The sequence below is a fragment of the Roseibium sp. genome, from assembly GCF_965232425.1.
In the GTDB taxonomy this organism is placed as follows: domain Bacteria; phylum Pseudomonadota; class Alphaproteobacteria; order Rhizobiales; family Stappiaceae; genus Roseibium.
This window is the reverse complement of record NZ_OZ246971.1, coordinates 3,048,670-3,061,498: the sequence shown is the minus strand read 5'-3', so window position 1 is coordinate 3,061,498 and position 12,829 is coordinate 3,048,670. Positions and strand designations below refer to the sequence as shown.

Here is a 12,829-nt window from a genome sequence, read left to right as displayed (position 1 = left end):
TTGGCCGGGATGACGTCAGAACGAAAGCGAAAAGCCTCATCCTGAGGAAGCGCACGAGCGCTGTCTCGAAGGATGCGCCGCCCATCCTGCGAGACGGGCCTTTGGCCCTCCTCAGGATGAGGGGGAATTTGCGATACTTGAGAAGGTGAATTCATCCCATTCCTATCAGTCGTCATTGCCGGACTTGATCCGGCAAGCCATGCCCTTGACGCTCTGCGATCCGCGGCTGTGCAACTGGAGAGGGAACGGCAGGGATGCCATGGTCGAGCCCGCGGCTGTCCGGTATATCTGCGCCGAGTGGTTTGAGACCATCTCAAGCCAATGAATTTGTCATTCCGGCTGAAGCGCAGCGGAAGGCCGGAACCCAGTAATCACGAAATTCGCTTTCTTCTCTCAATCTCCGGCCACCGGGCGTACTGGATCCCGGTCTTGCCGCTTACACGGCAAACCGGGACGACAAGTCCGGAAAACAATTCTGTATCCTGGCCTGGTTTCTGAAAGAGAGCAAAAACCCTCGTCCTGAGGCGCACGGCAAAACGGCTCTTCCAGGCACCGACCCGCAAATGCGGGTTGAGAGATCATGCGGCTTCGTCAGGAGCGATCCGTCGCAAGAGCCTTCAGAACGTCGTCCGGCGTCATCTGGAACCTGTCGGTCTGGTCACGGTCATGATGCACACCATCGATCCAGACATAGTCGTCGAAGGTTTCCGCGTTCTGGACCCAGAACTCGTGATAGAGCTGCGGCGCATGTCCCCAGGCACCCCGGTGGGCGATGTCGTCACGCCAGTTCTTCAGATCCGCACGCGTCCGGAACCGGATAATGCCGATCTGGTCGCCGTCGTCCGCCGTGTAGAACTTGAGAGAGATGAAACCCGGCATTCCGGCAACCGCATGCGCCATGTCTTCGTTCAACGTCCTGTGCAGCTCCCAGTCGATATCGTCGCGATATCGAACGCCGAAAATGCAAATGATCATGCCGATCTCCGTGTCCCACGCAGCTGTTGCCGGACAGAATATCAGCCTGGATTGGGCGTATGCGAGGGCCGATTGCGGAAAACTGGTTTTCTGATGGTTCTGTTGGTTAAGATCATGAAACGCGTGAATGAAATCAATGCGAAAGACCTGAAAGACAAATCCGCGCGATACTTAATATTCACATAAAAAAACCTTAAACTTAACTATAGAATAAATAACACTCTTACTTAATTTTATTTAAAATATTTGAATGCTTCAAACAACAAGGGAAGCATTCGATGCCAAGATCACAAGCAAAACACTACCAATGGTATTCATGGGGCCGTCAAGATGATGACGATCGGGAAGACAACCATGGCGCCGGGTCGAAGGGCTCCGGGTCGAAGGGCTCAGGCTCCAAAGGCTCAGGTACCGGGTCCAAGGGTTCGGGCTCCGGGTCGAAAGGCTCTGGCTCAGGCTCCGGATCGAAGGGTTCCGGCTCTGGTTCAGGTACGAAGGGTTCCGGCTCAGGTTCGGGCTCTAAGGGCTCCGGCTCAGGTTCCGGATCGAAGGGCTCCGGCTCTGGTTCCGGACCGAAGGGCTCCGGCTCTGGTTCCGGATCGAAGGGCTCGGGCTCCGGTTCTGGCTCGAAAGGCTCCGGCTCTGGTTCCGGATCGAAGGGCTCCGGCTCTGGTTCGGGATCGAAAGGCTCCGGCTCCGGTTCAGGGTCGAAAGGCTCCAGCTCTGGTTCAGGGTCGAAGGGCTCCGGCTCTGGTTCTGGCTCGAAAGGCTCCGGCTCTGGTTCAGGTACGAAGGGCTCCGGCTCTGGTTCCGGCTCGAAAGGCTCGGGCTCTGGTTCCGGATCGAAGGGCTCGGGCTCTGGTTCCGGCTCGAAAGGCTCCGGCTCTGGTTCAGGTACGAAGGGCTCGGGCTCTGGTTCCGGCTCTAAGGGCTCCGGCTCAGGTTCCGGATCGAAGGGCTCCGGCTCAGGTTCCGGATCGAAGGGCTCCGGCTCAGGTTCTGGCTCGAAAGGCTCCGGTTCCGGCTCGGGATCGAAGGGTTCGGGCTCTGGCTCCGGATCAAAGGGGTCTGGCTCGGGCGGCAGTGGCTCCAAAGGCTCGGGAGACGGGTCCAATGATCACGGCTCGTATCACGATAGCCACAAACACTATGACCATGGCGGCGGGCATGGCGGCCATGGCGGGCATGGCGACCACGACGACGGTGACTACTCCTAGTCTGCCAACCGCATAGTCACGGTTCAAGAAGCGGTCCTCGCCGGATGCCGGCGGGGACCAGGACGTTGGCGGGCACCGTCTGGAAGCAATCGATCGGTCAAGGAAAGTGTTTTCGTGTTCAAAGATCTGAAGATAAGCAGAGACTACCTGCCGTACATGCGCTGGATGCTCGGATTTTCGGTTGCGGCCAATATCCTCCTGCTGGCGCTTCCGCTGCACATTCTGCAGGTCTACAGCCGTGTCCTGAAATCAGGCAGCATCTCGACGCTTGTCTTCCTGACACTGATTGTCATGGCCATGCTGGCCGTCAGCGCTTTCGCCGATTATACGCGCCGCCGGATCGCGCGTCGGCTGGCAAACAGATACCTCATGGATCACCATGAAAAGCTCGTCCGGTGCATGGTGCGGACCGAAGATGAAACACGGAGCACGTCCGGGACAATCAGCAAACTCAGGACGGTTGCGGGTTTCCTGAACAGCCGGCTGTTCATCGGGCTACACGACCTTCCATTTTCGCTGCTTTTTCTCGTTGCCCTTTTCCTGCTCAATGTCTGGCTTGGCGTTGTTGCAACCATCGGTCTCGCGGCAATGATCGCCCTGGCGGTTGTGAGCAACCGGTCCGTATCGGCGGCACAGGCCACCGCGGAGAACAGGGAAGCCGACGCCTTCAACTTCGCATCCGCGACACTGCGCGGCACCGATGAAGTGCGCGCCATGGGAATGACCGGAAAACTTCAGGACCGCTGGAAGAGGAAACTGCGCTCGAACTCGGAGGCCGCCGATGATGTCTCGCAACTGGCCGTCGGCCATTCAGCCACCGGTACGTTTTTGAAACAGCTCATTCAGGTCATGATCGTCTCGGTCGGCGCGCTTGTGGTCCTGTCATCATCCATGCCGAGCGTCGTGATTTTCGCAGCGATCCTGATCACGAACAGGATGCTGTCTCCCGTCGACTTGACGATCGGCGGTTGGTCGACGATCACGAAAAGCTATGACGCCCATCTCAGTCTCGGCAACCTGCTGGAGACCGCTGATCCGGTGTCCGGACAACAGTCTGCCCGCGCCTCAAACAGCCGCGTCAGTGCAGACAACATTCACCATGCCGACACACAGCAACACCCTCATGTCCGTGTTCTGGACGGCGTTACGCTGGCACTCGACCCGGGCACGCTGACCGTCGTCACCGGAAAGCCGGGCAGCGGCAAGACCGCCCTGGCGCGGATCATGTCCGGGGCGATCGATCCACAGGCCGGTTTCCTGAAACTGAACGATGTGCCGCGGCAAAACTGGAGCGACGAGGCATGGGGGCGTGCCGTCGGCTATGTTGCCCAGGACATAAAGTTCTTCCCCGTACCGATTTCGGAAAACATCGCGCGGCTGTCGAGGAGCGACAATTCCGACCGTCTGATGCGCGCCGCGAAAATTTCAAATGCGCACGGGATGATCCAGGCACTGCCGCGGGGCTATGCGACCGTTCTGGAACGCGGAAACGTCAGGCTCACGGACAGGCAGAAGATCAAGCTTGCCCTGGCCCGGGCCTGTTTCGGCGGTCCGCGAGTTCTCGTTCTTGACGAACCGGACACCGAACTCGACCGGGACGGGCAGAAGGAGCTTGTCGCCACGCTGAAGAAGCTGAAGGAAACCGGTGTGGCAATCCTTGTGATGTCCCGTCGATCGCGCATGCAGGCGGCGGCGGACAGGGTCTTTGAACTTGCCTCCGGCAGGCTCCGCGAGATCAGCGGCAAACAGATCCCCAAGACATCTGCGACGGACAACCTGCCGGAAACCGGATCGATCCGGGCAGAGCCTCCGGAAGTTCCTGTCACCGCGGCAACGGCTCTGGCCGAGATCCGCAAGATCAGACGCGGAGACTTCGGCGGAAGGCTCAGAAAGGACGCGGAAAACTTCGGAACGGGGCTTGATGCAGGCTTCAAGACCCCCTCGCGGCAATCACGGATGAACTGATGGCAAGAGACACGAAAGAACGACCCCGGACAAAACCGGACCGCAATTCGCGCACGGAGATCGACGGGATTGTCCTGAGGGGCAAGAAGATCGTCTGCACGTTTCTGGGCGTATTCCTGCTGTGGGGCCTGTTTGTTCCGCTCCAGTCGTCGATTGTTGCAGAGGGCATCATCGCGGCGGCCGGCAGGAACAAGCTCCTGCAACACGAGGAAGGTGGCCGGATTCGGTCCATCGAAGTCGCCGAGGGCGCCAAGGTCGCTGCCGGTGATCTGATCATGGTTCTCGACGCGGAGACGAAACGGGCCGAGCTGTCGGAACTGCAGGCCCGGCAGGCGGTTCTGCTCGCGACCAAGGCGCACCTCGAAGCCCTGCGAACCGGTGCCGGCTTCCACGCGGCCGGAAGCGGATGGACGCTGCGGACGCGAAAATTCGATGTCGGCACGGAAACCTCCGACGGCCTTGTTGCAACGGCGGCCGTCCGGAACCAGGCAGACAATCCGATAAGGGCGATTTTCGCCAGCCAGCAACTCGAGCAGAAATTTGCCGACCAGGCCGTCGATGCGGAAATCGAAGCGCTGCGCAACCGAAGCAGCGGTCTGGCGCATGAACGGGCCGGACTTGTCGCGCGCCGCGCGGGTCTTACCGACAAGCTGCGTTTCCTGAGAAAGGAAATAGCCGCGCTCCGGCCGCTGGTTCGCGACGGCTACGTCGCCCGGTCCCGAGCCTGGAAAAACGAACGCGAAGAAAGCGAACTTGTCGCGGACATCGCGTTCCTGAAAAGCGAGATAGCCCGCATCGACGAACGCAGAAACGAAGCCGGCAACCGGGTGGAGGCCTATGTATCCGGCCAGCGCCGGCGGGTTGCCGGGGAAATGACGAAGGTGCTGGGCGAACTCGCCGAGATCCGGGACCGTCTGGTTTCGGCCGAGCGTGCCTTGTCCAACACCCGGATCAGGGCGCCGGTCAGCGGGACGCTGGTCTCGTTTTCTGCAAATACGGTCGGCGGCGTCGTCCTTGCGGGAGACGTGATCGGCGAAATCGTGCCGGACAACGCCCCCTTGACGATCCAGGCACGTGTGCGACCGCAGGACATTGCCGAAGTCCGGCAGGGACAATCGACAAAAGTCGCGATCACGGCGCTCGACAGCCGCAAATATGCACCCCTGACGGCTGTTCTGACCTATGTGTCTGCCGATGCGGTCCGGCAGACGCCGACCGCCGCGCCTTACTATCTGGTCCACGCAAGGCCGGAAGACGTGGCCTCGAACACGGCGATCATCGGCATGCTGAAACCCGGCATGATTGTCAACGCGCACATCAATGCCGGCAAGCAACCGTTCCTTGTCTACCTGCTCGCTCCGCTGATCCGTGGTTTTGACACAGCATTTGCCGAGCCGTGAGGGTACGTCCGGCGACCAGAAGGATAGGTCGCGGTCTGCCGTCCGCAAATGCCTCAGGCAAGTAGCGGAAAGGTAACCTCGACAAGAAATACTGACAAAAACGACATTGGCACTTTTTACGGAATCATACCAATGGCCAAAAGCAAGTCTTCGGACGCGAGTACTTTTCTGAAAACGGCACGGCGCGAGGAAATCGAGGCCCTTTGCAAGCGGGCGTTCGGACGCATTCCGAAACGGGTCGCCTTTCCCGGCGGGCGGTCAAGGTCCGCATTCATGGCAGAAATCGGCGATGAGCGGTTCGTTCTCGCCAAGCGTGACACCCCGGGCGACGCCGTGATCGAAGGCATCGTCATGAAGGTCCTGTCTCCGACCGGCCTGGTCCCGCGCGTGGTCAAGGTGGTCGACGAATGGGTCGTGCAGGAATTGGTGGACGGCATCCGGCTACCGGTCTTTCTCGATGGCCTTGCAGACATCCGCGAACGGGAGGAAATTCTGGACCAGTCCCTGTCGGCACTGGCAGATCTGCAGGATTACGCGCATACGCAGAACCTGCACCACAGGGTGCCGCGGGTCGGACCCGACCGGGACTGGTCGGACGGCAATCTGATGCGCGCCGGAAAGATTTCCGAGATTGTCGGCATCGCGCCGCCATTGCTCGACTACGGCCGGCTTGAAAAACTCTTCAGGCTCGATCCGCGCGATTTCGTCAAGGCGGACGCCCGGCCCGGAAACGCCCTTGTCTGCGGCGACCGAACCGTCTGGTTCGACTGGGAAGGCTGCGGCCGGCGGCATGCGCTGGATGACCTGGCCTTCGTGCTGTCGGACGAATGGACCGCAATCGACCCGGACACCGAAACCCGCCTCATCGAAAGGCATCTTTCCAGGTTCGCCCGCAACCGGTCCGAAACGGAAGCCTTTGACTACCTGATGGCTTTCGGCGTCTTCCACATGCTCGCACGGATGCACCGCGCGATCCGCTATCGCTATCGGGACGGTAAATGGTGGTGCCGGGACAAATGCCTGCACAATGACAAGATTGGTGTAACGCCGACGGAAGTCGGGCTGATGTGCGACCGCGCACGCCGCTGGTCACTCCAGGTCACAGCTCTGCACACGCTGGCGCCCTGGTGCGAAAACCTGATGGAAAAACTTGATCTCGAACTTCCCGATCTCGGCGCTGTTCACCAGCGGAAGGCCGTCTGAGCCCGGCAGGCCTCACGCAATCAGCGGCAGCAGCTGTCGGCAGGCGCTGGCAGCCGCATCGGTCCGCTCGCTCTCGATCATCTCGATGGTCTGCCGCATCGCATCCCCCAGATGATCCGGGTTCAGCTGTGCCACGTCACACGAACTGCGGCGGACGATTTCAACATTCGACAGAGTGTGTTCGACGGCGCCGTAGCTGATTTTGTAAGCTTCGTTGCCGTGGCAGAAATCGTAGGTCTTCACGCCATTGGCGATCGCCCACTTGATGGTGTGCGTGTGAAGCAACAGGCCGATATTCGGTTCACGCGCCGTTTCGTCCCGGCCGGAAACGATGAAATACAGATATTTCGCGTCATGGTCGACAATGCTGCACATCGCGCCAAGACGTTTGTCACCGTGCCAAAGCGTACTGAGCCGGATCGCATCAATCCGGTGGCTCAAGTCCAGGAATTCCCGGTATTTTGCCGCGGCCCGGAGCGCCGACTTTTCTCCGCGCGCCGGAGCCCAGCGCACCAGCCACATGCCGAGAAGCGCGTCCAGATCGGACAAAAAGCGATCGGGCGTGCTGTCCGTGATACGGAGGGCATCGCTTCGCTCATACCGGCGCCAGAACCGCCGCAGCTTTTGCCGTGTCTTCGAACTGAGCCGCGACTGGGCATAAAGATCGAAATCGCCCGGCAGGCTTAGCCGCGGACAAATGAGGTTGTCGACCGTACCATTGTTGATAAGCATCGGGCGTGAATTGATCCGGTAGGATTGCGGATCGGAGAACGCATCCAGGAGAAGGTCCAGCCTCCGCCGGCAGCCATCGTGCTTGAAGCTGATCCGTGCCCAGGGTGCGCCAGCCAGATACGCGGCAATCTCCGCAAGCGCCTCCACCTCGCGGGCCGGATCGCAGACAAACCCGGTATATTGCGCCCATGCCAGCTTTCCTGCCGGTTTCATCTCCGTTTTGAAACGCTGACCGCTCTCGCTCCAATGCGTGTGGTGGCTCAGGGGCAGAAAACAGTCATATCCCTTTCCCGGCCCCCTTCCCCTGACGGCCAGGACTTTCCAGCGGCCGGGATCGGACCGGAACACCTGATCGAGCCAGCGCCAGGACAGGAAGTACCCCGCGTCCGGATCAAGTCGGTGAACACGCTCCCAGTCATCGCGCAATGCCGCGAAGCCGTCCGGATCCTGGATGATTTCGACCGTCATGGCATATCCGCTCCCCTGTCTGTGTCCTTCGCGTTTGGGCCGCTCATCGCCGCATGACCCGATCCAGCGCCGCGTCGATCCGCTGAAGCACCTTTGCTTCGAGCTCGACACCCGAAGCGCCGCAGTTCATCACGATCTGGTCCGGACGGCTTGCACCGATGATCGCGGAGCTGACAAGGTCACCCCTGAGTACCCAGGCCAGGGCAAGCTGCGGCAGCGTCAGCGACAAATCGGCGGCGATCTCCTGCAGCTTTCCGACGGCCTTGAGGACGTCCGGTTTGAAAAATCGGCCCAGACCTTTTCGCTCGCCCCGCGATCCGGGCGGAGGCGCTTCGTGGGGTTTGTATTTCCCGGTCAGGATGCCCTGTGCGAGCGGCGACCACACGATCTGTCCGATACCCAGTTCCCGGCAGAGCGGAAATATCCGCCTTTCGTTCTTGCGGTAGAGCATGGAATAGCGGGGCTGGCTTGAAACGAAGGCAACCGCGCCGTCGATCGCACGCGCGCGTTTGATCTCGGAGGCGGGCCATTCGCTGAAACCGACGTAGCGCGCCTTGCCCGAGCGAACGATGTCCGTAAGCGCCTCCATCGTTTCCTCCAGAGGCGTTTCCACGTCGTAGCGATGACATTGATAGAGATCGACATGATCGACCCCCAACCGGCGGAGAGACGCGTCGATCTGCTTGAACACCTGGGCGCGGGACAGCCCCCGGTCAGTGTCGGACATCGGGTAGTAGAGCTTTGTCGCAAGCACGTAGTCGTCCCGCCGATAGGCACCTAGCAGACTGCCAAGCAGGTGTTCCGCCGCGCCCTTGCCGTACATGTTCGCCGTGTCGAAGAAATTGATGCCGCAGTCGAACGCGGTGCGCACGCATTGTGCCGCGGTCCCGGCGTCCACTGCCGTGCCGAACGTGCGCCATGAGCCGAGCGAGATTTCCGAAACCTGAAGCGAGCTGGTGCCCAGCTGACGATACTGCATGTCAGTCTCCGGACACCTGTACGACCGGTTGCTCTTTCCTGTCGGTTCTCATGCCGCGAGCGAAGGATAGACGGAACCGTCATAGTCATTGCAAATCGGTGCCGACGGCCGGCGGTGCCAGTAATTGATCAGCAGCGTCAGCCGTTTCTCTTCCGGCTCCTCGCCCGGATCGGCACCCGCGTGCGGGATCGAACTGTCCGGCAGCACACCGTGATAGAGGTTCCCCGGAAAGATCACGTAATTGTTCCGGATCGCGGCGACGGCAAGCGTCAGGTTTGGTTCGGCAGGGACTTTTGACCTGCCGTCCGGACCCGGCACCTGATCGGTCAGCACCGTCGGGCTTGAGGGAAAGTCGTTCAGGTAGAAGACGCTTCCGAGCAGCGGAAAGATGCTCTCGCCCGTTTCCCGGCTGAGCACCAGGTCGCGGTCGAAGTGAAAATTCAGTTTCTTGCGATAACCGAGACGTCCCAGCCACCATTCCATTCCGATACAGTCCTGCGGAAGGGAAACCTTTTGCATCAGAACGGATATCGCCTCTTCCGCGACATTCGCCGGCGCAGCGCCGCGCGGATACCAGAAGGTCGTCGAATAGCTCGACTTGCCACGCTGCTTCTCCCTGAAGGCGGACCGGACGGCATCATCGAATTTCCGGAACAAGGTCTCCGGGAGCGCCGCTTCGCACAGGCGAACTCCGGAAAGGGGTATGTTTGAGCTGGACAAGTTCTTCACCTCCATTTTTGAACAAGAATGGAGTGAATATTTTAAGATTAGATTGAATTCATGTATTTTAACTTGACTATACGTTACAATGTTGAGTCAATTGAGATTTCAAAAAATTTTTGGCGCAAGGGCGAAATAAAAACTGCCATTTATACTGATACATTCTGCGCAAACATAGCAAAACGGTCTCCGTCGCTCACGCCCGTCAGTGTCCGGAACGTCTCTCCGCGTCGGCGGCCGCACCAGCACCCTGTCAGACTTAACAATCGCACAACGCATCGGATCTATGCTGGTATCGGAAGGGGGGCCGAAGGGTTTCAGTCATGAAAGTAACGTCGAGATTTGAAGCATGGAGACTTGTTGTACTCGTCTCGATTGCTTCGCTCTTTCTGTCGTTGCTGTTCACATATCTGCTGTCACCCCTCGGTCTCACGAAGGAGGCTCTCGTCCCGGCAACGATCGTTCCGCTGGTGGTTGCGCCGAGCGTTTCCTACGTCGTCGCGAACATGATGCTCAGGCTGAATGCCCTCAACCAGCGTCTCGAGTACCTCGTGCAATTCGATCCGATGACCGGGTTGCTGAACCGGGCGTCCTTCTTCGACCGTTTCGAAATCTCCCGGCACACGGGATCGATCCTGATCTGCGACCTCGATCACTTCAAGACGATCAACGATACATGCGGACACCGGGCCGGTGACGCCGTCCTGCGCCAGATCGCCGACATTCTGCAAAAGCAGGCGGGCCCTGACGGGATTGCGGCCAGGTTCGGCGGCGAGGAATTCGTGGTCTTTCATCCCGCGAAACCCGCTGAGGCAGCGCGCGGCTGTGCAGAAGCGATCCGGTCGGCGGTGGCCGCGCATGTGACCGTCTTTGAAGACAAACGCATTCACTGCACGATTTCCATCGGGTTGAGCGCCCTTGACCCGCAAACGCGGCTGGATGATGCCCTGGAAGCGTCCGACAGGGCATTGTACCAGGCCAAGAAATCCGGCCGCAACAAGGTGGTGCAGGCAACCGGCACGGAAAGTTCCGAGCGCCTCGCTACGGATCCTGAACATGAAACGCCGCAGGCGGCAACGAAAACCTCCTAAGCGATAGTTGCGAAGCTGTCCGTTATCCGCGTCGCTGCAAACTCGTAAAATGCGTTCACGCGCGCACTGCGGCGCACGTCCGGATGGGCGAGCAGCCACAGGTGCCAGTCGGCGCTCGCATCGGGCTCGTGAATGCGGATCAGTTCGGGATGCCTTTCGCCCAGATAACAGGGCATGACCGCGACGCCTGCACCGGTCCCCACCATGTCAAACACGCTCATCATGGTGTTGACGATGAGCACTTTTGCCTTTTCGGACCGGTAACGGGATGCGAGCCTGCTCATCGGCGATGGTTGAAGATCATCGCCGAGCATCACCCATCTCAGGCTATCCGGAGGCGCGCCGCAGGCCTCCCGCCAATAGTCACGGTGTGCGTAGGCCGCAAATGAAAGTGGCGCCAGTCTGCGTCCGACCCAGTGCTCCGGAGGTTCGGGTGTCGGCCGCAGGGCGATGTCGGCATCGCGTTGCATCAGATCGAGCGCGCGCACGTCCGACAGGAGCCGAAGCTCGATGTCCGGATGCCTGGCCTGGAAAGCCGCAAAGGCCGGCGCCAGGCAGTGCAGCAGGGAATCCGTCGTGGTAATCGTCAGCGGTCCTTCAAGTCTCAGGTCCTTGCCGCTCAGTTCCCGCTCGATCCCGTCCATGCCCTCGCACAGCACAAGGGCGCGTTCATAAAACAGTTCACCTGCGGGCGTCATGACATAGCCGCGGCGGCGGCGCTCGAACAGACGCACACCCAGTTTCGTCTCGACGCTTTCGACCCTGCGAAAGACCGTGGAATGGTTGACACCCAGGAGCCGCGCCGCTCCAGCCAGGCTTCCGGCTTCGCAAACGGTCAGGATGTATGGAATGTCCGACCACTCGAGATTTTGCTCCAGACGTGATCTCTGTGCTTTCATGCAAGTTCCGTTTGCTTTTTTGACCATTTTCTTTGCGTCAACAGACAGACATATTAAGCGGGAACAAGCAATGGGGTGATCATGAACACCGAAGCCACCTGGCCCGTTCGAAAGGGGCCGCGTCCGGAGACGACACGCCGGATTCCACATTCCCAACTCACCCAGCATGGGCCGGATGCGGTCGTCGCCAGGCTGCGTGACTGGTGTTTTGCCCTGCCCGGCGTCAACAATGAGCACAGCGGCATCTCCGTTCCGGGCGCGCGTGCCCTGGTCCTCCACGAAGGCTGCAGCTGCAATCCGGACGCCTTCATGGTCGGTCGCGAATTCGCCCATATCCACCCGCATCCGGACAGCGGCAGCATGCATGTGAAGCTCGCGGCCGAAGACGCACGGAGCATCGTCGAGGCAGGCTGGGGAGAAGACCACTTCCTGGTCACGATGGGGCGATACCCGCCAGGCCTGATCATGGTTTTTTCGCCCCGCGATGACGAAGAGCTCGAGGTCGTGAAGAAGATCGTCGCGCGCTCCTACGAACATGCGACCGGCAAACCGCCAATGTGATTTGTCCGGATCCTGCCGTGCGCGCGGGGCTGCCTTCGCGCCGGGGCGAATGGGGGAATGACCCCATGGGGCGATCGCACGGAGCTGCTTATCTCTTCCTCATACCGGTCAACGGAAAACGGGCTTGATCCCCGAGCCCGTGACATCTTGAGGACGAACGATGCAGAACCAGGCTATTCAGACTTCCCGGACGCATGACAATTCCAACGCGGAACCTTGCCGGAAAAGGCGGCAGTTTCTCGCCCTGCTTGGCGGCCTGGCCGTCGGGGCCGTTCTGGCGCCCCAGGGGGCGGATGCCCAGCAGGGATTCTTTCAGCCGCTCCAAAGCGGGATGTATCTCGGCTATTGGAAGGACGGGCGTGCCATGATGGATCGTGTCCAGGTCAGCGGCAACCAGATCTACATGACCCGAGTGGCCGGTGGTGATGTACAGGGAAAGACGGCGGTCTTCATCCGGAGCGGCCAGAACACCTACAACACGCCGTCCGGCCACCAGATCTTCATAACCGGCCCCCGGTCCTTTACCTGGACCAACAGGCACGGCCAGAACGGCGTGTCCTATGTCATGCAATAGACTGCGGGGCCGGATGTTTCGATCCCGCACGTCAGGCTGACGACG

At 60.1% G+C, this 12,829-nt stretch carries 12 protein-coding genes; 6 read left to right on the top strand and 6 right to left on the bottom strand.

The window, feature by feature from the left end; genetic code table 11:
* Window positions 1-591: 591 nt before the first annotated feature.
* The gene (locus tag ACO08A_RS14105) at window positions 592-975 is read right to left on the bottom strand and encodes an antibiotic biosynthesis monooxygenase family protein (protein WP_422041641.1); all 384 of its coding nucleotides are present in this window, start codon (window positions 973-975) and stop codon (window positions 592-594) included.
* A 325-nt stretch (window positions 976-1,300) separates the two neighbouring features.
* The gene (locus tag ACO08A_RS14100) at window positions 1,301-2,089 is read right to left on the bottom strand and encodes a hypothetical protein (protein ID WP_422041640.1); all 789 of its coding nucleotides are present in this window, start codon (window positions 2,087-2,089) and stop codon (window positions 1,301-1,303) included.
* A gap of 217 nt (window positions 2,090-2,306) precedes the next feature.
* On the opposite strand from ACO08A_RS14100, the gene ACO08A_RS14095 reads away from it, so the two are divergent.
* The 3 genes from ACO08A_RS14095 (at window position 2,307) to ACO08A_RS14085 (ending at window position 6,760) form a co-directional block, all read left to right on the top strand.
* A complete protein-coding gene (locus ACO08A_RS14095) occupies window positions 2,307-4,157 on the top strand; it encodes an ATP-binding cassette domain-containing protein (RefSeq protein ID WP_422041639.1) in 1,851 nt (616 codons plus the stop codon).
* The gene (locus ACO08A_RS14090) at window positions 4,157-5,557 is read left to right on the top strand and encodes an HlyD family type I secretion periplasmic adaptor subunit (protein ID WP_422041638.1); all 1,401 of its coding nucleotides are present in this window, start codon (window positions 4,157-4,159) and stop codon (window positions 5,555-5,557) included. Before ACO08A_RS14095 ends, ACO08A_RS14090 begins: the two co-directional genes overlap by 1 nt.
* A gap of 132 nt (window positions 5,558-5,689) precedes the next feature.
* The gene (locus tag ACO08A_RS14085) at window positions 5,690-6,760 is read left to right on the top strand and encodes a hypothetical protein (protein WP_422041637.1); all 1,071 of its coding nucleotides are present in this window, start codon (window positions 5,690-5,692) and stop codon (window positions 6,758-6,760) included.
* A 12-nt stretch (window positions 6,761-6,772) separates the two neighbouring features.
* On the opposite strand, the gene ACO08A_RS14080 is transcribed toward ACO08A_RS14085, so the two are convergent.
* From ACO08A_RS14080 to ACO08A_RS14070, 3 genes are read right to left on the bottom strand one after another with little or no spacing between them, the layout of a single operon-like run.
* Entirely contained in the window at window positions 6,773-7,960 is a 1,188-nt protein-coding gene (locus tag ACO08A_RS14080) for a GNAT family N-acetyltransferase (protein ID WP_422041636.1), read from the bottom strand.
* A gap of 43 nt (window positions 7,961-8,003) precedes the next feature.
* Window positions 8,004-8,939: an aldo/keto reductase family protein gene (locus ACO08A_RS14075; protein ID WP_422041635.1), complete on the bottom strand. Its 936-nt coding sequence runs from the start codon at window positions 8,937-8,939 to the stop codon at window positions 8,004-8,006.
* A 48-nt stretch (window positions 8,940-8,987) separates the two neighbouring features.
* Entirely contained in the window at window positions 8,988-9,659 is a 672-nt protein-coding gene (locus tag ACO08A_RS14070) for a hypothetical protein (protein WP_422041634.1), read from the bottom strand.
* Window positions 9,660-9,982: 323 nt separating this feature from the next.
* Here ACO08A_RS14070 and ACO08A_RS14065 point away from each other — a divergent pair, with 323 nt between their 5' ends.
* Entirely contained in the window at window positions 9,983-10,750 is a 768-nt protein-coding gene (locus ACO08A_RS14065) for a GGDEF domain-containing protein (RefSeq protein ID WP_422041633.1), read from the top strand.
* Here the strand turns inward: ACO08A_RS14065 and ACO08A_RS14060 are convergent.
* Complete coding sequence (locus ACO08A_RS14060) at window positions 10,747-11,649, bottom strand: LysR family transcriptional regulator (protein ID WP_422041632.1); 903 nt, start codon at window positions 11,647-11,649, stop codon at window positions 10,747-10,749. The genes ACO08A_RS14065 and ACO08A_RS14060 overlap by 4 nt on opposite strands.
* Window positions 11,650-11,730: 81 nt before the next feature.
* On the opposite strand from ACO08A_RS14060, the gene ACO08A_RS14055 reads away from it, so the two are divergent.
* Window positions 11,731-12,210 carry a phospholipase gene (locus ACO08A_RS14055; protein ID WP_422041631.1) on the top strand — a complete coding sequence of 160 codons (480 nt, stop codon included), beginning with the start codon at window positions 11,731-11,733 and terminating at the stop codon, window positions 12,208-12,210.
* 160 nt (window positions 12,211-12,370) lie between these two features.
* On the top strand, window positions 12,371-12,784 hold the full coding sequence (locus ACO08A_RS14050) for a hypothetical protein (RefSeq protein ID WP_422041630.1): 414 nt from the start codon (window positions 12,371-12,373) through the stop codon (window positions 12,782-12,784).
* The last annotated feature ends 45 nt before the right edge of the window (window positions 12,785-12,829 follow it).

Excerpts from the sequence above, each read along its gene's own strand:
- ACO08A_RS14105 (WP_422041641.1), bottom strand. The coding sequence starts at position 975 with ATGATCATTTGCATTTTCGGCGTTCGATATCGCGACGATATCGACTGG.
- ACO08A_RS14090 (WP_422041638.1), top strand. The coding sequence starts at position 4,157 with ATGGCAAGAGACACGAAAGAACGACCCCGGACAAAACCGGACCGCAAT.
- ACO08A_RS14085 (WP_422041637.1), top strand. The coding sequence starts at position 5,690 with ATGGCCAAAAGCAAGTCTTCGGACGCGAGTACTTTTCTGAAAACGGCA.
- ACO08A_RS14080 (WP_422041636.1), bottom strand. The coding sequence starts at position 7,960 with ATGACGGTCGAAATCATCCAGGATCCGGACGGCTTCGCGGCATTGCGC.
- ACO08A_RS14075 (WP_422041635.1), bottom strand. The coding sequence starts at position 8,939 with ATGCAGTATCGTCAGCTGGGCACCAGCTCGCTTCAGGTTTCGGAAATC.
- ACO08A_RS14065 (WP_422041633.1), top strand. The coding sequence starts at position 9,983 with ATGAAAGTAACGTCGAGATTTGAAGCATGGAGACTTGTTGTACTCGTC.
- ACO08A_RS14060 (WP_422041632.1), bottom strand. The coding sequence starts at position 11,649 with ATGAAAGCACAGAGATCACGTCTGGAGCAAAATCTCGAGTGGTCGGAC.
- ACO08A_RS14055 (WP_422041631.1), top strand. The coding sequence starts at position 11,731 with ATGAACACCGAAGCCACCTGGCCCGTTCGAAAGGGGCCGCGTCCGGAG.
- ACO08A_RS14050 (WP_422041630.1), top strand. The coding sequence starts at position 12,371 with ATGCAGAACCAGGCTATTCAGACTTCCCGGACGCATGACAATTCCAAC.